Origin of the sequence: Streptomyces abikoensis (assembly GCF_014648775.1) — a bacterium.
Lineage (GTDB): Bacteria > Actinomycetota > Actinomycetes > Streptomycetales > Streptomycetaceae > Streptomyces > Streptomyces abikoensis.
This window is the reverse complement of the sequence record NZ_BMRT01000001.1, coordinates 700162-718364: the sequence shown is the minus strand read 5'-3', so window position 1 is coordinate 718364 and position 18203 is coordinate 700162. Positions and strand designations below refer to the sequence as shown.

At 74.6% G+C, this 18203-nt stretch carries 16 protein-coding genes and 2 pseudogenes; 8 read left to right on the top strand and 10 right to left on the bottom strand.

Translation table 11 applies throughout. The features are described from left to right. From IE096_RS31160 to IE096_RS03095, 3 genes and pseudogenes are all read right to left on the bottom strand, one after another. Positions 1-1901 (bottom strand): annotated as a pseudogene (locus IE096_RS31160) (ABC transporter permease/substrate-binding protein). Beyond that, the gene (locus IE096_RS03100; protein ID WP_189448096.1) at positions 1891-3441 is read right to left on the bottom strand and encodes a sugar ABC transporter ATP-binding protein; all 1551 of its coding nucleotides are present in this window, start codon (positions 3439-3441) and stop codon (positions 1891-1893) included. Before IE096_RS03100 ends, IE096_RS31160 begins: the two are co-directional and overlap by 11 nt. A gap of 31 nt (positions 3442-3472) precedes the next feature. Beyond that, complete coding sequence (locus IE096_RS03095; protein WP_189448094.1) at positions 3473-4462, bottom strand: LacI family DNA-binding transcriptional regulator; 990 nt, start codon at positions 4460-4462, stop codon at positions 3473-3475. A gap of 395 nt (positions 4463-4857) precedes the next feature. Between IE096_RS03095 and IE096_RS03090 the strand changes: the two genes are divergently transcribed. Together IE096_RS03090 and IE096_RS03085 are read left to right on the top strand one after the other, a co-directional pair. Then, positions 4858-5646, top strand: a complete 789-nt coding sequence (locus tag IE096_RS03090; RefSeq protein WP_189449530.1) for a sigma-70 family RNA polymerase sigma factor — start codon at positions 4858-4860, stop codon at positions 5644-5646. Positions 5647-5724: 78 nt separating this feature from the next. Further along, positions 5725-5904 carry a hypothetical protein gene (locus tag IE096_RS03085; protein WP_189448092.1) on the top strand — a complete coding sequence of 60 codons (180 nt, stop codon included), beginning with the start codon at positions 5725-5727 and terminating at the stop codon, positions 5902-5904. Between the two features lie 63 nt (positions 5905-5967). Here the strand turns inward: IE096_RS03085 and IE096_RS03080 are convergent, their stop codons facing one another. After that, on the bottom strand, positions 5968-6207 hold the full coding sequence (locus IE096_RS03080; RefSeq protein WP_189448090.1) for a chaplin: 240 nt from the start codon (positions 6205-6207) through the stop codon (positions 5968-5970). Positions 6208-6551: 344 nt separating this feature from the next. On the opposite strand from IE096_RS03080, the gene IE096_RS03075 reads away from it, so the two are divergent. Further along, on the top strand, positions 6552-8105 hold the full coding sequence (locus IE096_RS03075; RefSeq protein WP_373297994.1) for an SDR family NAD(P)-dependent oxidoreductase: 1554 nt from the start codon (positions 6552-6554) through the stop codon (positions 8103-8105). A 51-nt stretch (positions 8106-8156) separates the two neighbouring features. Here IE096_RS03075 and IE096_RS03070 read toward each other — a convergent pair whose 3' ends face one another. From IE096_RS03070 to tsaD, 4 genes are all read right to left on the bottom strand, one after another. Next, a complete protein-coding gene (locus IE096_RS03070) occupies positions 8157-8426 on the bottom strand; it encodes a hypothetical protein (RefSeq protein WP_189448088.1) in 270 nt (89 codons plus the stop codon). Continuing rightward, positions 8419-8778: a hypothetical protein gene (locus tag IE096_RS03065; RefSeq protein WP_189448087.1), complete on the bottom strand. Its 360-nt coding sequence runs from the start codon at positions 8776-8778 to the stop codon at positions 8419-8421. The genes IE096_RS03070 and IE096_RS03065 overlap by 8 nt, the downstream gene beginning before the upstream one ends. Positions 8779-8849: 71 nt before the next feature. Beyond that, entirely contained in the window at positions 8850-11498 is a 2649-nt protein-coding gene (alaS, locus tag IE096_RS03060) for an alanine--tRNA ligase (protein WP_189448084.1), read from the bottom strand. 47 nt (positions 11499-11545) lie between these two features. Continuing rightward, positions 11546-12616: a tRNA (adenosine(37)-N6)-threonylcarbamoyltransferase complex transferase subunit TsaD gene (gene tsaD, locus IE096_RS03055; RefSeq protein WP_229819878.1), complete on the bottom strand. Its 1071-nt coding sequence runs from the start codon at positions 12614-12616 to the stop codon at positions 11546-11548. A gap of 125 nt (positions 12617-12741) precedes the next feature. Between tsaD and cbiE the strand changes: the two genes are divergently transcribed. Then, complete coding sequence (cbiE, locus tag IE096_RS03050; RefSeq protein ID WP_189448082.1) at positions 12742-13956, top strand: precorrin-6y C5,15-methyltransferase (decarboxylating) subunit CbiE; 1215 nt, start codon at positions 12742-12744, stop codon at positions 13954-13956. Positions 13957-14028: 72 nt separating this feature from the next. Beyond that, on the top strand, positions 14029-14808 hold the full coding sequence (gene cobM / locus IE096_RS03045; RefSeq protein WP_189448080.1) for a precorrin-4 C(11)-methyltransferase: 780 nt from the start codon (positions 14029-14031) through the stop codon (positions 14806-14808). Positions 14809-14829: 21 nt separating this feature from the next. Here the strand turns inward: cobM and IE096_RS03040 are convergent, their stop codons facing one another. Further along, complete coding sequence (locus IE096_RS03040; protein ID WP_506005069.1) at positions 14830-15426, bottom strand: TetR/AcrR family transcriptional regulator; 597 nt, start codon at positions 15424-15426, stop codon at positions 14830-14832. Here IE096_RS03040 and IE096_RS32260 point away from each other — a divergent pair. Together IE096_RS32260 and IE096_RS03035 are read left to right on the top strand one after the other, a co-directional pair. Continuing rightward, positions 15376-15483 (top strand): annotated as a pseudogene (locus IE096_RS32260) (NADP-dependent oxidoreductase); the annotation flags it as partial. The gene IE096_RS03040 and the pseudogene IE096_RS32260 sit on opposite strands and share 51 nt — an antisense overlap. A gap of 51 nt (positions 15484-15534) precedes the next feature. Continuing rightward, complete coding sequence (locus IE096_RS03035) at positions 15535-16170, top strand: NADP-dependent oxidoreductase (RefSeq protein ID WP_506005070.1); 636 nt, start codon at positions 15535-15537, stop codon at positions 16168-16170. A gap of 8 nt (positions 16171-16178) precedes the next feature. On the opposite strand, the gene IE096_RS03030 is transcribed toward IE096_RS03035, so the two are convergent. Then, on the bottom strand, positions 16179-17324 hold the full coding sequence (locus IE096_RS03030; protein WP_189448075.1) for a cobalt-precorrin-5B (C(1))-methyltransferase: 1146 nt from the start codon (positions 17322-17324) through the stop codon (positions 16179-16181). Positions 17325-17401: 77 nt separating this feature from the next. On the opposite strand from IE096_RS03030, the gene IE096_RS03025 reads away from it, so the two are divergent. After that, positions 17402-18166 carry a cobalt-precorrin-6A reductase gene (locus IE096_RS03025; protein WP_189448073.1) on the top strand — a complete coding sequence of 255 codons (765 nt, stop codon included), beginning with the start codon at positions 17402-17404 and terminating at the stop codon, positions 18164-18166. Positions 18167-18203 lie beyond the last annotated feature (37 nt).

Here is an 18203-nt window from a genome sequence, read left to right as displayed (position 1 = left end):
TCATTCGAAGTCCGCCGCGTTCCCGCGGGTCACCAGCACCACCGGGACCTTCACCCGGTCCGGCAGCCGTTCGCCGTGCGCGGCCCTGACCGCCCACTCCACCGCCTGCTTGCCCAGCAGCCTCGGCTGCTGGGCCACCGTCGCCGTCAGCGTCCCGTCGCGTACGGCCCTGACGCCGTCCGGGGTGCCGTCGAAGGCCACGATCCTCACGTTCCTGTGTCCCAGTGTCTTCGCCGCGCCCAGGGCCATCTCGTCGTTGGCCGCGAACACCCCTGTGATGTCGCGGTGCGCCTGGAGCATGTTGGCCATCACGTCCATGCCCTTGGTGCGGTCGAAGTCGGCCGGCTGCCGGGCCACTACTTCGATGCCCGGATACGTTCGGATGCCCGCCTCGAAGCCCTTGGCGCGTTCCCGGGCCGCCGACGTGCCCGGGCGCCCCTCCAGGAACGCCACCTTGCCGTGGCCTCCCAGCGCGTCGGCCAGGGCCTTGGCCGCCTGGCGGCCGCCCTCGACGTTGTCGGACGCGATGGTCGTGCCGACCGTGCCGCCGTTGACGCCCCGGTCGATGGAGATCACCGGCACCTCGGCCCGGTTCGCCACGCCCACGGCCGGGACGGCCGCGTCCGAGTCCACCGGGTTGATCACGGCGGCCTTGACGTTCTGGCTGGTGAACGTCTCCATCTGATTGACCTGCTGGACCGGGTCGTTCTGGGCGTCCGTGATGTTGATCTTCAGGCCGCGTGCCCTCGCCTCGGCCTTCGCGCCCTCCTTGATGCCCACGAAGAAAGGGTTGTTCATGGTGGAGAGGGCCAGGCCCAGGTCCGTGTCGCCGCCCCTGTCGCAGCCCGTCAGGGTCGTCAGGAGGACGGCCACCGCGAGGGTGTACGCGCGGCCCCTCATCAGGCGCCCCTCCATCACGCGCCCCTTCATCGCGTCGCCCTGCGGCGCAGCGTGTCCAGCAGCACCGCCACCGCGATCACCGCGCCCGTGGCCACCTGCTGCCAGAACGCCGAGACGCTCAGCAGGTTGAGGCCGTTGCGCAGCACCGCGAGGATCAGCGCGCCGACGAGCGTTCCGGACGCCTTGCCGGAGCCGCCCGACAGGCTCGCCCCGCCGATCACCACGGCGGCGATCGCGTCCAGTTCGTACCCCGCGGCCGCCTGTGGCTGGGCCGAGGTGAGCCGGGCGGCGAGGACGACGCCCGCGACGGCGGCGAAGAGCCCGGACAGCGCGTGGACGGTGAGCTTGCGGCGGCGTACGTCGATGCCGGACAGCCGGGCCGCCTCCTCGTTGCCGCCGATCGCGAACATCGCCCGGCCCGCGGGGGTGCGCGTCAGGACCAGCGCCGTCAGCAGACCCGCCGCGGCCATCACCAGGACGGGCACCGGCAGCCGGCCGGCCAGCGTGTCGCCCAGGTGGGCGAGGGAGGACGGGAAGGCGATCGGGGAGCCGCCGGAGATGACGAGCGCGAGGCCGCGGGCCACCGACAGCATCGCCAGCGTGGCGATGAAGGAGGGCAGCTTTCCGTAGGCGACCAGGGCGCCCGAGACCAGGCCCGCGACCGCGCCCGTCCCGAGGCCCAGCGGCAGGGCCAGCCACACGGGCAGGCCGTGGCCGGTGGCGGCCCAGGCGACGACCGTGGCGGACAGCGCGGCCACCGAGCCGACGGACAGGTCGATGCCCGCCGACACGATCACGAACGTCAGGCCGAAGGCCAGGATCGCCGTGACGGACGCCTGTACCCCGACGTTGAGGAGGTTCCGCCCGTTCAGGAAGTCCCGGGAGAGGACGGTCATCGCCGCGATCAGCGCGAGCAGCCCGCCCAGTGGTCCGTTGCGGAGCACCGCCCGGGTGAACCACTGCCCGGTGCTCCCGGGCGTTCGAAGCACCTCAGCCGACATGGGAGCCCTCCATCGCGCTCTCGTCCTGGATGTTCTGCCGGACCGCCAGTTCCATCACCGCGTTCTGGGTGGCCGTCGCGGCCGGGAGTTCACCGGTCAGGCGGCCCTGTGCCATCACCAGGACGCGGTCGCTCATGCCCAGGACCTCGGGGAGGTCGCTGGAGATCAGCAGCACGGCGTCGCCCGCCGCCGTCAGTTCGTTGACGAGCCGGTAGATCTCGACCTTCGCGCCGACGTCGATGCCGCGCGTCGGCTCGTCGAGGATCAGCAGGCGGGCGCCCGCCAGCAGCCACTTGCCGATGACGATCTTCTGCTGGTTGCCGCCCGAGAGGGTGCGGGCCGCGCGGTCCAGACCGCTGTGCCGCACCTTCAGCCGGTCGGCGACGGCGGTCGCCGCGCGGCGCCGGGCCCGGCGGTCGACCAGGCCCAGGCGGGTGTCGCGGTCCAGCCGGGCCAGGGTGAGGTTGTCGTCCAGGGAGGCGCCGAGGACCAGGCCCTGGCCCTTGCGGTCCTCGGGGACGAGCCCGATCCCGGCCCGCATCGCCGCCCGGACGTCGCCCGGGGGCAGCCGCTCGCCGTCGATCTCGACCGTGCCCGTGTCGTAGCGGTCCGCGCCGAAGACCGCTCGCGCCACCTCCGTGCGGCCCGCGCCCACCAGTCCCGCCAGGCCCACCACCTCGCCCGCCCGGACGTCGAAGCCGACGTCCGTGAAGGCCCCGCGCCGGGTGAGGCCCCGGACGCGCAGCAGCGGCGCACCGGGTTCCGCGGGGCGTTCGCGGGGGTAGCGGTCGGTGACGTCGCGGCCCACCATCAGCCGGATGAGCTCGTCCTCGGGTGTGGAGGCGGGCACCTCGGCCACCGAGCGGCCGTCGCGCAGGACGGTGACGCGGTCGCCCAGGGCGGTGATCTCCTCCAGGTGGTGGGTGATGAAGACGATGCCCGTCCCCTCGGCGCGCAGCTCGCGCACGATGCCGAAGAGGGTGCCGGTCTCCTCGGCGGTGAGGACGGCCGTGGGCTCGTCCATGATCAGGACGCGGGCGTCCAGGCTGAGGGCCTTGGCGATCTCCACCATCTGCCGCTGGGCGACGCCGAGCCCGGCCACGGGCGTGGTGGGCGGCACGTCGAGGCGGACCCGGCGCAGCAGCGCCGCGGCCCGCGTCCGCAGGGCGCGCCGGTCGATCAGGCCGAGGGCGGTGCGCGGCTGGCGGCCGAGGAAGAGGTTCTCGGCGACGGTGAGGCCGGGGACGAGGGTGAGCTCCTGGTGGATGGTGGCGATGCCGAGGCGTTCGGCGTCCCGGCCGGAGCGGATCGTCACCTCCTCGCCGTCGGCCAGGATCCGGCCGGCGTCGGGGCGGTGGGCTCCGGCGAGCATCTTGATGAGCGTGCTCTTGCCCGCGCCGTTCTCTCCCAGCAGGACGTGCACCTCGCCCGCGCGCACGCTCAAGGACACGCCGTCCAGGGCGCGGACGCCGGGGAAGGACTTCACCACGCCTTCCACGCGCAGCAGTTCGCGTGGCGCGTCGTCGTCGACGCCCGTCATGCCTCGCCCCTCTCGGCCGGCGGTGGGTGGGTCACTCGCCGCAGGAGCGGCGGCGTACGAGCCGGGCGGGCAGCAGGACCGAGCCGGCGGGGCGGCCCGCGATCCGTTCCAGCAGGGTGTGCACGGCGGCCCGGCCGAGGGCCCCGGTCGGCTGGGCGACGGCCGTGAGCGGCGGGTCGAGGTGGGCGAACCAGGGCACGTCGTCGAAGGCCACGAGCGCCATGTCGGCGGGGACGCGCAGGCCGCGCGCCCGCAGCTCGTCCAGGGCGCCGAGCGCCATCAGGTTGTCGGTGGCGAGCACGGCGTCCGGCGGCTCGGCCGCCTCCAGCAGCCGGCGCATCACCTGGCGGCCGCCGGCGGGGCTCGGGTCCGGTGAGGCACCGACGCGGCCGGGCGGCAGGGCCACGCCGTGCGCCGCGAGGGCCGTACGGAAGCGGGCGAGCCGTTCGTCGCCGGTCGGGGTGCCCGCCGGGGCGACGATCACGGCGGGCCGCCGCCTGCCCAGCGCGGCCAGGTGCGCGGCGAGTTCGGTGAGCGCGGCGCCGCCCTCGGCCCGGACGCAGGGCGCGGCGACGCCCGGGACGGCGCGGTCGAGGAGGACGAGCGGGGTGCCGGCGTCCACCGCCTCGCTCAGCATCGGGGAGCCGGTGCCGGCGGAGCTGACCATCAGCCCGTCGATCCGGCGGTCCAGGAGGGTGCGGATGTAGTCGTCCTGCTGCTCGGGGCTCTCGCCCGCGTTGCCGATGATCAGGCTGTAGCCCAGCCGCCGGGCCTCCTGCTCGACGGCGTCGGCGAGTTCGGTGAAGAACGGGTTGCGCAGATCGCTGACGACGAGCCCGAGGGTGCGGGTCCGGGCGGTGCGCAGGGCGCGGGCGACGACGTTGGGGCGGTAGCCGAGCTCCTCGACGGCGGCCAGGACGCGTGCGCGCGTCTCGGCCACGGGGGAACGGCCGTTGAGGACGCGGGAGACGGTGGCCGTGGACACCCCGGCCCGCTCGGCGACGTCCTTGATGTTCGCCACGGTTCCTCCCCCCGTCCCGACGCGATCGGATCACGTTCCGTGCAATCGATTTCGCGCCCACAGGAAATCGATTGCACGGATCGGGGGTCAAGATGCCGCGGGTGTGACGCCCGTCACCGGGTAGGCGTCACCCGTTCGACCCATGGCCCGGACGGGCGCGGTGAGCCGGGGCGCGGGCGCCCGCGCCCGGGGTGGCATTGCTCTGAGTGACGCACGGGAGCTCCGAGTCGCGAGTGGCGCGAGCCGGGGTCATGCTGGGACGACCGTGGCCGACACCGGCCGGCCCGGCCCCCGGAACCGGCCCGGCCACGGGCGGCCCCTGGGGCGGTCGCGCCCCCGACGGCGCCCGGCCGGCAGGCACTCCTTGACGCACGAGCGAGGGGACAACTGTGACCATGGCCGAAACCGAGCACCCTCCCCGCGGGCGCCGACCCGACGCGCCCGGCACCGAGGACGCCTTCCGCCGGCTGGCGACCCTTCCCGCCGGCCCGGAGCGCGACCGGCTCCGGCACGACGTGATCGCCGCCTGGCTGCCCATGGCCGAACGCGTCAGCCTCCGCTTCCGCAAGTGCGGGGAGAGCCCGGCGGACCTGCGCCAGGTGGCCGCGCTGGCCCTCGTCCACGCCGTGGACCGCTACGACCCCGGGCTCGGCTACGCCTTCGAGTCCTTCGCCATCCCCACGATCAGCGGCGAACTCAAACGGCACGTCCGCGACCACGTGTGGTCCCTGCACATCCCGCGCCGGGACCAGGAGCTGCGGGCCGCCGTCCGCGCCGCCCGCGCCCGGCTCGAACAGCGGGGCGCGAGCAGCGCGGTCACCCCCGCCGAACTCGCCGCCGAGACCGGCCTGTCGGAGGAGGAGGTGCTGCGCGGGCTCGACGCGGACGGCGTGCACCAGACGCTCTCGCTCGACCACTCCGTCGCCGGCGCCGACGACCTCCCCCTCGCCGACACCCTGGGCCTGGCCGACCGGGCGCTGGACCTGGTCGTCGACCGGCAGTCCCTGCGCCCCCTCCTGGACGCGCTGCCCGAGCGCGAACGCTACGTCCTGTACTGGCGCTTCTTCGGCAATCTCACCCAGAAGCAGATCGGGGCGCGCCTGGGCGTCTCCCAGATGCAGATCTCCCGCATCCTCAGCCGCACCTGCGACCGGCTCCGCCGGCAGCTCCTCGCCGCGGCCTGACCCGCCAGGGTCCCCGTTCCCGTCCCATCGCCCCGGTCTCCCCGACGTGCGGGGAGACGTGAGGGAAGGCTCACCGCCATGACGTCAGAACACTCGCGGCTGACCCCCGACCTGCCGCCGATCGTGGAGATACCCGACCTGCCCGGCGCCGCCGCCGGCACCGAGGCCTCGGTGCCGACGGGGGCCGGACATGGCAGTGGCGCCCATCAGGAGGGAGATGGGCGCCACGAACGCGCGGGGGACGGGTCCGGCGGCTGACTGTGACCCGGGCCCCGGCGCTGCGCGGTCCGGCTGAGACGCGCGCAGAAAGGGGGGTGGTGATCAGCTGTTCACGCAGACGTTGCCGAAGGTCGGGTTCAGCAGGGCGATGATGTCGATCGAGTTCCCGCACAGGTTGATCGGGACGTGGATCGGGACCTGGATGACGTTGCCCGAGATGACGCCCGGCGAGCCCACGGCCGCACCCTGCGCCCCGGAGTCGGCGGTGGCGACGCCGGCGATACCGGTCACCGCGGTGCCCACGGCGGCGGTCAGGACAGCAGCCTTGGCGATACGCGACATGGCTAAACCTTTCTAAGGGGTGTTGAGAGACGATTGTGACTGCCGTTTCGGTGGGAATTGGGCAAATGTGCTGGATAACCCACCCAATTAACCCGGAAAGATCAATAAGTCGTATGTGATGCACGGTGGTTGGGGGAGTGGATCGCGGCAGTTCGCGAGGGCGGCCGGCCCGCTCGCCCGGGTGCTCCGGGCGGCGCCGGGGCGGGGGAGGGGCGCCGTCGGCGAAGGCCCGGCGCACGGCCCGGCCACAAGCTCCCCGGGCAGCGGTTTGGCGCTGCCGCACTTGGCTACGTACAGTTTCCTGGAAGACTTGTCGAACAAGCGGACTGGGAAACACAGCGGCCATGACCGTCACTGAAGAGAACCGCGACGGTGCAGGCCACCTGTCGATCACCGATCTCCCGGAGATCACGGACGCCGGCGGGCCCGGCGAGGGCGCGGACGCCGAGGGCGTCGAGGGCATAGCCCCCGAGCGCATGGCCGTCCTCCTGAGCGTGCTCGAGGAGCTCGACCGGCTGCCCGTCGACCACCCCGACGCGATCGCCGTCCGGCGCGCCACCTCCGGCGTCTACCGCACGGTGAAGCAGCGCCGCCGCCAGGAGCGCCGCGCCGCCAAGACCGCCAACGACCGCATGGTCACCGAGGCCACCGCCACCGGCTCCGCCGCCCGGATCGACGACGAGACCGAGGGCCTCCTGCCGTCCTCGGTCACCGAGGCCGGCCGGATCGCCGGGATCCTCCAGCGCCCGCGCTCCTGCTACGTCTGCAAGACGCGGTACGTCGAGGTCGACTACTTCTACCACCAGCTCTGCCCGAGCTGCGCGACCGAGAACCGCGCCAAGCGCGACGCCCGCGCCGACCTCGCGGGCAAGCGCGCGCTGCTCACCGGCGGCCGGGCCAAGATCGGCATGTACATCGCGCTGCGGCTGCTGCGCGACGGCGCCCACACCACGATCACCACCCGCTTCCCCAAGGACGCCATCCGCCGCTTCAAGGCGATGGATGACTCGGCGGACTGGATGCACCGCCTGGAGGTCGTCGGCATCGACCTGCGCGACCCGGCCCAGGCCGTCGCGCTCGCCGAGCAGGTCGCCGAGGCCGGCCCGCTGGACATCCTGATCAACAACGCCACCCAGACCGTGCGCCGGCTGCCCAGCGCCTACGCCGCGCTGGTCGAGGGCGAGGGCGCCCCGCTGCCCGCCGGCGAGCTGCCCGCCCACCACGTCATCGGCGCCTTCAACTCCGGCGCGGTCGACGGCCTGGCGGCGCTGCCGCTGGGCGCGAGCGGCCTGGACGCCCAGAAGGTCGCCGACCTCGCCCTGGTCGCGGGCAACGCCAGCCTCGAACGGCACCTCGACGGCACCGCCATCGACGCCGGCGGCCTGCTGCCGGACGTCGTCGAGACCAACACCTGGGTGCAGACCATCGACCAGATCTCCCCGGTGGAGCTGCTCGAGACCCAGCTGTGCAACTACACCTCGCCGTTCATCCTGATCAGCGCGCTGCGCCCGGCGATGGCCGAGGCGGCCCGGCGGGCGGCCAGCGGCCGCGCGTACGTCGTCAACGTCTCCGCCATGGAGGGCGTCTTCAGCCGCGGCTACAAGGGCGCGGGCCACCCGAACACCAACGCCGCCAAGGCCGCGATGAACATGGTGACCCGGACCAGCGGCCAGGAGATGTTCGAGGCCGACAAGATCCTCATGACCTCCGTCGACACCGGCTGGATCACCGACGAGCGCCCCCACTACGACAAGCTGCGCCTGGCCGAGGAGGGCTTCCACGCCCCCCTCGACCTGGTCGACGGCGCGGCGCGCGTCTACGACCCGATCGTGCGGGGCGAGGCGGGCGAGGACCTGTACGGGTGCTTCCTCAAGGACTACGACAAGGCGAACTGGTAAGGGGCACGCCTCCGCTGCCCCGCCCGTTCGGAGTGCCGCACCGCCTGCAGGTCACAGGCCGAGAAAGGTGACCTGCCGGATGTAGACCCGCTGGTGGCGCGGCACGACCTGGTACACGAACATGCCCGACGCGTCGATGGCCTCCTCCTGCATGCGGGGCGAGGTACCCGTGTACTTCGTCCCGTCCAGGTAGAGCGCCGCGGCCGCGCGAACCAGTTCGTCGGCCCGCTCCTCCACCTGCGCGATGAAGGCGAGATTGTCGATGCCGCCGATGACGTAGCCGGGATCGGGGTCGTATTCCCACGCCCAGACGTCAGCCATCGGTCACCGCGGCCCGGGCTTCGTTCCGGACGGCCAGGCATTCGTCCATGGCCGCGCGCCACCTCGGGTCGTCGCGGTCGAAGGAGTTCGCGCCGTCCAGGGCCGCTCGGTAGCGAGCGGCCAGCGCGGGTCTGCGCTCGATCTCGATCTCGGTCGCCCACTTGATCTGGAACATGCGGATCGGGTTGAAGGAGGCGTGCTGGGTGGCGGCGGTGAACGCGGAATCACGATCCGCCTGGAACTCGGCGAGGCGCGAGGACGCGACGCGGGCCAGCGCGGCCCGCAGCGCCGGGAACGTCAGCTCCGGCCGCGGGACGAGCTCGGCGGGTTCTTCGGCGTGCTGCGCGGTCATGGGTCCTCCGTCTTCGGGCGCTCCTCGCACCGTACCGGTTTCGCCGCCGGCGTCCGCGCGGAACCAGTCGGCTACCGCTCCCCGGGAGCCTTCAGCAGCCCCGCCACCCCCTCCAGCGTCGCCCGCAGCGACTCCGCCGGCAGGCCGCCTCCCTGGGCCACCTCCACCGTGCCGCCGCCGCGGCCGGCGAGGAGGGTCTTGACCAGGGAGGCGGCCGACAGGCCGGCGGCCGTGGCGGGGCCGTTCAGGGCGAGGGCCAGGACCGCCCGTCCGCCGTCCGTCGGCGCGCCGATCGCCGCCACGCCCGGCCGGTCCGCCGGCAGGCGGTCGCGGACGGCCAGGGCCAGCGCCCTCGCGTCGCCCTCCGTCGTCGCCGTGACCACGAGCGTGCCGTGGACGTCGGCCGCCGCGCCCGCGAGCTCCGCCGCGCGGTCCAGCGCGGCGCGGCGCCGCAGCTCCTCCGACCGCTGGTCGGCGGCCTTCAGCCGCTCCAGCAGCGTCGCGACGCGGTCCGGCAGCTGCGGGCGCGGGGCCTGGAGCTGCTCCGCCAGCCGCGTCACCAGGTCGCGCTCGCGCGCGAGGTAGCCGAAGCCCTCGAAGCCGACCGCGGCCTCCAGCCGGCGCATGCCCGCGCCCACCGAGGACTCGCCCGTGAGGGCCACCACCCCCACCTGCGAGGCGTGCTCCACATGCGTGCCGCCGCACAGCTCGCGCGACCACGGGCCGCCGATCTCCACGACCCGCACCCGCTCGCCGTACGTCTCGCCGAAGAGGGCCAGCGCCCCCAGCTCCTTCGCCTCGGGCAGCGTCATCCAGCGCACGTCCACCGGCAGGTCCCGGCGCAGCGCCCGGTTCGCCGCCTCCTCGACCTCGCTCCGCGCGGCCGGGCCGAGGGCACCGCGCCACGGGAAGTCCAGGCGGAGATAGCCCGGCCGGTTGTACGAGCCGGACTGCAGGGCCGTCGGGCCGAGGATCTGCCGCAGGGCCGCGTGGAGGATGTGGGTACCGGAGTGCGCCTGCCGCGCGCCCAGCCGCCACTCCGGGTCGACGGCCGCCCGTACCGTGTCGCCCACCGCCAGCTCGCCCGCCGTCACCCGCACCTGATGGACGATCAGCCCTGGCAGGGGCCGCTGGACGTCCAGGACCTCCGCCTCCACCGACGCGCCCGTCAGCGCGCCCGCGTCGCTGTCCTGGCCGCCCGACTCGGCGTAGAACGGGGTGCGGTCCAGGACGGCCGTGGCGATCCCCCCGGCCGGGACGGACCGGACCGGGCCGCCGGGCCCCAGCAGGGCCAGGACCGTCGCGTCCGTCGTCAGCGCCTCGTACGCCCGCCAGTCCGTCGGCCCGTGCGCGTCCAGCACCGCCCGCAGCGCCGAGGTGTCGAGCGCGCCGCCCGACTTGCGGGCGCGGGCGTCGGCGCGGGCGCGTTCGCGCTGTTCGGCCATGAGGGCGGTGAAGCCCTCGCGGTCGACCTCGACGCCCTGTTCCTCCGCCATCTCCAGGGTGAGGTCGATGGGGAAGCCGTAGGTGTCGTGGAGCAGGAACGCCTTCGGTCCGGGCAGCAGCCGGCCGCCCTGGGCCTTGACCTCGGCGACCGCCGTGTCCAGCACGGTCGTGCCCTGCCGCAGCGTGGCGCGGAAGGCGTCCTCCTCGGCGTACGCCTGCTGGGCGATGCGGCCGAACTCCTCGGCCACCTCCGGGTAGCCGTGCTTCATGCAGTCCCGGGCGGCCGGCAGCAGCTCGGGCAGCGCCGGGTCCTGGTACCCCAGCAGCCGTACCGAGCGCACGGCCCGGCGCAGCACGCGCCGCAGCACGTAGCCGCGCCCCTCGTTGCCGGGGGCGGTGCCGTCGGCCAGCAGCATCAGGGCCGTGCGGACGTGGTCGGCGACGACGCGCAGCCGTACGTCGGCCCGGTGGTCGGCGCCGTAGCGGACGCCCGTGAGCCCGGCGGCGCGGTCGAGGACGGGCCGGGTCTCGTCGGTCTCGTAGAGGTTGTCGACGCCCTGGAGGAGGGTGGCCATGCGCTCCAGGCCCATGCCGGTGTCGATGTTGCGGCGGGGGAGTTCGCCGAGGATCGGATAGCCGGTCTTCCCGGCGCCCTCGCCGCGCTCGTACTGCATGAAGACGAGGTTCCAGAACTCCATGTACCGGTCCTCGTCCACGGCCGGGCCGCCCGCGCGGCCGAGGGCGGGACCCCGGTCGTAGTAGAGCTCCGAGCAGGGGCCGCAGGGGCCGGGGACGCCCATGGACCAGAAGTTGTCCTCGTCGCCCCGCCGGACGATCCGCTCCTCGGGCAGCGCGGCCACGCGCCGCCAGATCGCCGCGGCCTCGTCGTCGGAGTGGTGGACGGTGACCCAGATACGGTCCGGGTCCAGCCCGAAGCCGCTCTCGGAAGTGGACAGCTCCCAGGCGTAGGCGATCGCCTCCTCCTTGAAGTAGTCCCCGAAGGAGAAGTTGCCGTTCATCTGGAAGAACGAGCCGTGCCGGGTCGTCTTCCCGACCTCCTCGATGTCGAGGGTCCGCACGCACTTCTGCACGCTCGTCGCGCGCGGCCACGGCGCCGCCGCCTCGCCCGTCAGGTACGGCTTGAAGGGCACCATGCCCGCGTTGACGAAGAGCAGCGTCGGGTCGGGCGTCGGCAGCGGCGCGCTCGGGACGACGGTGTGGCCGCGCGCGGCGAAGAAGTCGAGGAAGCGGCTGCGGATGTCGGCGGTACGCACAGGGCGGCTCCGGACGGGTCGGGCGGCTCGGGCAGCGGTCGGACGGGTCAGGCGGCTCGGGCGGGGCGGGCCACGGGGTGGAGGGCCGCGTACAGGAGGGGCGCGGACGGATCGACGGACACATCGAGCGGCGCGGGCTCGGCCCCCGCCCGCACCAGCAGATCGCCGACGGCGGCGATCATCGCGCCGTTGTCGGTGCACAGCCGCAGCGGCGGTACGCGCAGCTCGATGCCCGCAGCATCGCAGCGTTCCCGCGCGAGGGCCCGCACCCGCGAGTTCGCGGCCACGCCGCCCACGACGACGAGCGTGCCCACCCCGTGGTCGGCGCAGGCGCGCACGGCCTTGCGGGTGAGGACGTCGGCGACCGCCTCCTGGAGGGAGGCCGCGCCGTCCGCGACGGGCAGCGGCAGCCCCGCCTGTCGGTGCTGCTCGGCCCAGCGGGCGGCGGCCGTCTTCAGCCCGGAGAAGGAGAACGCGTACGGGTCGTCGCGCGGGCCGGTCAGCGGCCGGGGGAGGGGGACCGCGCGCGGGTCGCCCTCGCGAGCCGCCCGGTCGACGGCCGGGCCGCCCGGGTACGGCAGCCCGAAGACCCGCGCGACCTTGTCGAAGCACTCGCCGGCCGCGTCGTCGAGCGTGTCGCCGAGATGGACGATCGGGTCGCGGGCCAGATCCCGGACCAGCAGCAGCGAGGTGTGGCCGCCGGAGACGATCAGCACCATGCACGGGTTCGGCAGCGGGCCGTGCTCCAGGGTGTCGGCGGCCACGTGCCCGGCCAGGTGGTGGACGCCGTAGAGGGGCACGCCCAGCCCGTAGGCGATGCCCTTCGCCGCCGCGACACCGACCTGGAGGGCACCGGAGAGCCCCGGGCCCGTCGTCACCGCGACCGCGTCGATGTCACTCATGGCCAGCCCCGCGTCGGCCAGCGCCGCCCGCACCACGGGCGCGGCCGCGTGCACGTGCGCGCGGGCCGCGATCTCCGGCACGACGCCGCCGAAGCGCGCGTGCTCGTCCATGCTGGACGCCACCGCGTGGCCCAGCAGCCTTCCGTCCCGGACGAGACCGGCGCCGGTCTCGTCGCAGGACGACTCGATACCCAGCACCACCGGCGAACGCGCCACGGCGACCCTCCTGCCTGTAAGTAGTAATTGCACAGTCTATGCAACAAGGTCCCGGTCGTGTCCCCGTCACCGCAGGTCAGTAGAGTTCCGGTGCCCCTGATCACCACCTCCTCAAGGGACCTCCTGTGACACCAGCCCCCGTGACGGTCGTCGGCATCGGCGCGGACGGCTGGCCCGGCCTCGCCCCCGCCTCCCGGGAGGCCCTGCGCCACGCCGACGTGATCATCGGCGGCCCGCGCCAGCTCGGCCTGCTGCCCGGGGACTGCGCCGGCGAGCGCGTCGCCTGGCCCTCCCCCCTGCGCCCCGCCGTCCCCGGCCTCCTCGCCGCGCACGAGGGACGTCGCGTCTGCGTCCTCGCCAGCGGCGACCCCATGTTCTTCGGCATCGGCCGCACCCTCGCCGAAATCGTCGGCGAGCAGCGGCTGAACGTCCTCCCGCACCCCTCCTCCGCCTCCTACGCCTGCGCCCGGCTCGGCTGGGCGCTGCACGACACCGAGGTCGTCAGCCTTGTGGGCCGCCCGCTCGCGGCCCTCACCGCCGCCCTCCACGACGGCCGCCGGCTGCTGCTGCTCAGCGCCGGCGCCGGGACGCCCGCCGAGGTCGCCGCGCTGCTGCGCGAACGGGGCTACGGGCCGAGCGCCCTCACCGTCCTCGAACAGCTCGGCGGCGCGCGCGAACGCCGCGTCGAGGGCACGGCGGACGCATGGCCCCACCCGCCCGGCGACCCGCTCAACGTCATCGCCGTCGACTGCCGCCGCGCCCCCGGCGCGCCCCGGCTGCCCCTCACCCCCGGCCTGCCCGACGACTCCTACGACCACGACGGCCAGCTGACGAAGCGCCACGTACGCGCCGTGACGCTCGCCACCCTCGCCCCCGCGCCCGGCGAGCTCCTCTGGGACGTCGGCGGCGGCTCCGGCTCCATCGGCATCGAATGGATGCGGGCCCACCCCTCCTGCCGGGCCGTCAGCGTCGAGCGCGACCCGGTGCGGGCCGGGCGCGTCGCCCGTAACGCGGAGGCCCTCGGCGTGCCGGGGCTTCGCGTGGTCACGGGCACCGCGCCGGGCGCGCTCGCCGGACTGCCCACGCCGGACGCCGTTTTCGTCGGCGGGGGGCTCACCGCGCCCGGGATGCTGGAGGCTTGCTGGGAGGCGCTCCCGCGCGGGGGGCGGCTGGTGGCCAACACGGTGACGCTCGAGTCGGAGGCGTTGCTCACGGAGTGGTACCGGCGGTGTGGGGGTGAGCTTGTGCGGCTGGCGGTTTCCCACGCCACGCCCGTGGGCGGGTTCACGGGGTGGCGGGCGGCGATGCCGGTTACGCAGTGGGCCGTCGTCCGGCCGTGACGTCTTCCGCGCCTCCGGCGCGGATTTCGCCCACCCTCCCGCCCGATCACCCCGAAACGTCAGGAGACCCTCATGACCGTCTACTTCATCGGTGCCGGGCCCGGTGCCGCCGATCTCATCACCGTGCGCGGCGCGCGGACCCTCGCGCGGTGCGGTGTGTGCCTCTACGCCGGCAGCCTCGTCCCCACCGAGCTCCTCGCCGAGTGCCCGCCCGGTGCCCGGCTCGTCGACACCGCCCACCTCGACCTCGACGAGATCACCGCCGAGTTCGTCCGCGCCCACGAGGCCGGCCAGGACGTGGCCCGGCTGCACTCCGGCGACCCCGCCGTCTTCAGCGCCGTCGCCGAGCAGATCCGCCGCCTCGACGCCCACGGCATCCCCTACGAGATCGTCCCCGGCGTGCCCGCCTTCGCCGCCGCCGCGGCCGCCCTCGGCCGGGAGCTGACCGTGCCCACCGTCGGGCAGACCGTCATCCTCACCCGCGTCGCCCAGCGGGCCACCCCCATGCCCCCCGGCGAGGACCTCGCCACCCTCGGCCGCAGCGGCGCCCTGCTCGTCCTCCACCTCGCCGCCCGCCACGCCGACCGCGTCGTCGAGGAACTCCTCCCGCACTACGGCGCCGACTGCCCGGCCGCCGTCGTCGCCATGGCCAGCCGCCCCGACGAGATCGTGCTGCGCGGCACCCTCGCCGACATCGCCGGGCAGATGAAGGCGGCGGGCGTCGTCCGCACCGCCGTCATCCTCGTCGGCCGCGCCCTGGCGGCCGGGCAGTTCCCCGACAGCTTCCTGTACTCGGCCGAGCGCGACCGGGACCACTGCGGCCGGACGGTCCCGGAACCGGTCGCGGAGTGAGTCCTGACCAGCGAGTCCTGACTACCGTCCCGCCGTGCCGCGGGTGACCTCCCAGGCCGCCTCGATCATCCGGAAGACCTCGTCCACCGCGGCCTGCGGCTCCGCCGCCTCGCGGGCCAGCGCATAGGCGTCGACCACGAACCTCGCGATCGCCCGGCAGGCCGTCGGCGACCGTGACAGGCCGGGATCGGCGGCGATGGCCGTCGCCAGTGATTCCGCGTGGCGCAGCCGCATCGACTCCTCGTACTCCCGCAGGGCGGGTGACGCCTCGATCATGCGCCAGATCGGTGCGGCGCTGTCCGCCGTGCAGTGCCGCACCAGGGCCCGGACCTCGTGGCGCAGCGCGGGGACGAGCGGCTCGCCCGGCGCCCGGTCGGTGACCGCCCGTGTGAGGCGCTGCTCGAAGCCCTGGTCCTGCGCGAAGACCAGGGCCTCTTTCGAGGCGAAGTGGGAGAAGAGCGTGGTGACGGCCACGTCGGCCTCGGCGGCCACGTCACGGATGCCCACCGCGTCGTAGTCATAGACGCCGAGGAGCCCCACGCGGGCCCCGGCCGGATACGCGTCGCCGTGCGGGCGGCGGGCGTGAACCCCGTCGACTGGCGGCTCCGCGAAGGGCAGGTCCTCGGTGCCCATCCGGTCGAGCTGCCCTCCGGGCTCGGGCTGGACGCGGCCGGGGTGGTGGACGAGGTCGGGGAGGGCGTCGAAGGGGTCGAGGTCGGCGACCACGTGTTCGGCGAAGGATCGAGCACCTACGCCGAGTTCGCCGTGCTGTCGGCCTGGGCCCGGATGCCCGAGGGCCTGACGTTCGAAGAGGCGGCCGGCTACCCCTCCGTGGTGGAGACCGCGCTGCGTATCATCCGCGAGAGCGGTGTGCGGTCCGGGCAGACGCTGCTGGTCAGCGGCGCCTCCGGGGGCGTCGGATCGGCGGTGCTGCAGATCGCCCGCGACCGCGGCATCACGGTGATCGGCACGGCCGGGGCCGCGAACCAGGACTACCTGCGCGGCCTGGGCGCCCTCGCCACGACGTACGGCGAGGGCTGGGTCGAACGGGTGCGGGAGCTCGGCCGGGTCGACGCGGCCCTCGACCTGGCGGGCTCGGGCGTGATCCGCGAGCTCGTCGAGCTGACCGGGGATCCGCGGAAGGTGATCTCCATCGCCGATCTCGACGCGCCGAAGCTCGGTGTCCGGTTCTCCGGCGTGGCCGGGAGTGTGCCGGACGCGCTCGCCGAGGCCGTCCGTCTCATCACGCGGGACGCGCTCCACATCCCGGTCGAGAAGTCGTACCCGCTCGCCGAGGCCGCGCTCGCGCACATCGACAGCCAGGCCGGTCACACGCGCGGACGCCGGGTCCTGGTGGTCTGACAGGGCCCCTAGCCGCGCGGTCCCTTCGGCTCCGCGCGCCCCACGATGACGCCCGCGCGGTCGATACAGATGACGTCGACCGCGACGGGCGCCCCGCGCAGCACGGCCAGCGCCTCGTCGCGGGCGGTCACGGCGACGATGTCGCCGAGGGGGACGCCGGCGGCCTCGCACAGGCGCAGCGCCTCCAGGCCGGTGTTGGCACCGGTGACGGCGGCCGCGAGGGCGTCGTCACCGCCGCCGTGCCGGGCGAGTTCCGCGAGGAACTCCTTGTTCACCTGCGAGCGGGCCGAGTGGAGATCGAGGTGGCCGGCCGCCAGCTTGGAGAGCTTGGCGAAGCCGCCGGCGACGGTCAGCCGGTCCACCGGGTGGCGGCGGATGTACTTGAGCACCGCGCCCGCGAAGTCGCCCATGTCCAGCAGCGCGTCCTCGGGCAGCCCGTGCACGGCCACCGCGACCTTCTCCGACGTCGACCCCGTACAGCCCGCCACGTGGGTACGGCCCGCCGCGCGGGCCACGTCCACGCCGCGCCGGATGCTGTCGATCCACGCCGAGCAGGAGTAGGGGACGACGATGCCGGTCGTGCCCAGGATCGAGATCCCGCCGAGGATGCCCAGCCGCGGGTTCCAGGTGGAGCGGGCGATCTCCTCGCCGTGGTCCACGGACACCTCGATCTCGACGTCCCCCGTGCCGCCGTGCCGGGCGGCCACTTCCGCGACGTGGTCGCGCATCATCTGCCGGGGCACCGGGTTGATGGCGGGCTCGCCCACGGCCAGCGGCAGCCCCGGCCGGGTGACCGTGCCCACGCCCGGACCGGCCCGGAAGACCACCCCGGAACCGGGCGGCGACAGCCGTACCGTGGCCCGGATCAGCGCGCCGTGGGTGACGTCCGGGTCGTCACCGGCGTCCTTGACTATGGCGGCCATGGCCCACCCGTCGCCCCGCTCCTCCACCGCGAGCGTGAAGGCGGGCGTCTGCCCCTTGGGCAGCGTGATTCCCACCGGATCGGGGAACTCACCGGTGAGCAGCGCTGTGTAAGCCGCCGTGGTGGCGGCGGTGGCGCAGGCGCCCGTCGTCCAGCCGTGCCGCATCCCGGTGTGCTGGAGCTGCGCGGCGCGGCCCCCGGTGGCCGTGCCGGCCGCCGTGCCGTCAGCCATGCCGGCCGCCGCCCGTAGGCTGGGCCGACGTCCGGACGACGACACGGGGCCGGGCGACGACGGAAGGGCAGTGGATCGTGAACGCCGGCGCCGAGCGCCACATCCTCATCCTGGGCGGTACGACCGAGGCGCGACGGCTCGCGGAGGAGCTGGCCGCCGACCCGGCGTTCCGGGTCACCAGTTCGCTCGCGGGGCGCGTCGCCGCGCCGCGGCTGCCGGCGGGGGAGGTGCGGATCGGGGGGTTCGGAGGCCCCGAGGGCCTCGCCCACTGGCTGCGTGAGCAGCAGGTGGCCGCGCTCATCGACGCCACCCATCCTTTCGCCGGCACGATCAGTTTCAACGCGGCGCGGGCCGCCGCCGCGGCCGGGGTGCCCCTGCTGGCCGTCCGCCGGCCCGGCTGGGTGGCGGGGCCGGGCGACGACTGGCGGGACGTCGCCTCCCTGGCCGACGCGGCGCGGGCCCTGCCGGCGCTGGGCGAGCGGGTGTTCCTGACCACGGGCCGGATGGGCCTGGGCGCCTTCGCGCACCTTGAGGATAAGTGGTTCCTGGTCCGCTCCGTGGACGCGCCCGAGCCGCCGGCGCCCCCGCGCATGGAAGTCCTCCTCGACCGGGGCCCGTTCACGCTGGAGGGCGAGCGGGAACTGCTGCGGCGCCACGCGATCGACGTCCTGGTGACGAAGGACAGCGGCGCGGCGGCGACGGCGGCGAAGCTCACCGCCGCGCGCGAGGCGGGGATTCCGGTGGTGGTCGTCCGCCGGCCGCCGGTACCGGAGGGTGTGGCGGTGGTCGCCGGTGTGGAGGCGGCCGTGGGGTGGCTCCGCCCCGGACCCCGGACGGGCTGAATTCAGCCCGTCCGGCGATTGAGGACCGGGGGTCCGG

Excerpts from the sequence above, each read along its gene's own strand:
- IE096_RS03070 (WP_189448088.1), bottom strand. The coding sequence starts at position 8,426 with ATGGCTGACGTCTGGGCGTGGGAATACGACCCCGATCCCGGCTACGTC.
- IE096_RS03090 (WP_189449530.1), top strand. The coding sequence starts at position 4,858 with ATGGCCGAAACCGAGCACCCTCCCCGCGGGCGCCGACCCGACGCGCCC.
- IE096_RS03085 (WP_189448092.1), top strand. The coding sequence starts at position 5,725 with ATGACGTCAGAACACTCGCGGCTGACCCCCGACCTGCCGCCGATCGTG.
- IE096_RS03065 (WP_189448087.1), bottom strand. The coding sequence starts at position 8,778 with ATGACCGCGCAGCACGCCGAAGAACCCGCCGAGCTCGTCCCGCGGCCG.
- IE096_RS03080 (WP_189448090.1), bottom strand. The coding sequence starts at position 6,207 with ATGTCGCGTATCGCCAAGGCTGCTGTCCTGACCGCCGCCGTGGGCACC.
- IE096_RS03100 (WP_189448096.1), bottom strand. The coding sequence starts at position 3,441 with ATGACGGGCGTCGACGACGACGCGCCACGCGAACTGCTGCGCGTGGAA.
- IE096_RS03075 (WP_373297994.1), top strand. The coding sequence starts at position 6,552 with ATGACCGTCACTGAAGAGAACCGCGACGGTGCAGGCCACCTGTCGATC.
- cobM (WP_189448080.1), top strand. The coding sequence starts at position 14,029 with ATGACCGTCTACTTCATCGGTGCCGGGCCCGGTGCCGCCGATCTCATC.
- IE096_RS03030 (WP_189448075.1), bottom strand. The coding sequence starts at position 17,324 with ATGGCTGACGGCACGGCGGCCGGCACGGCCACCGGGGGCCGCGCCGCG.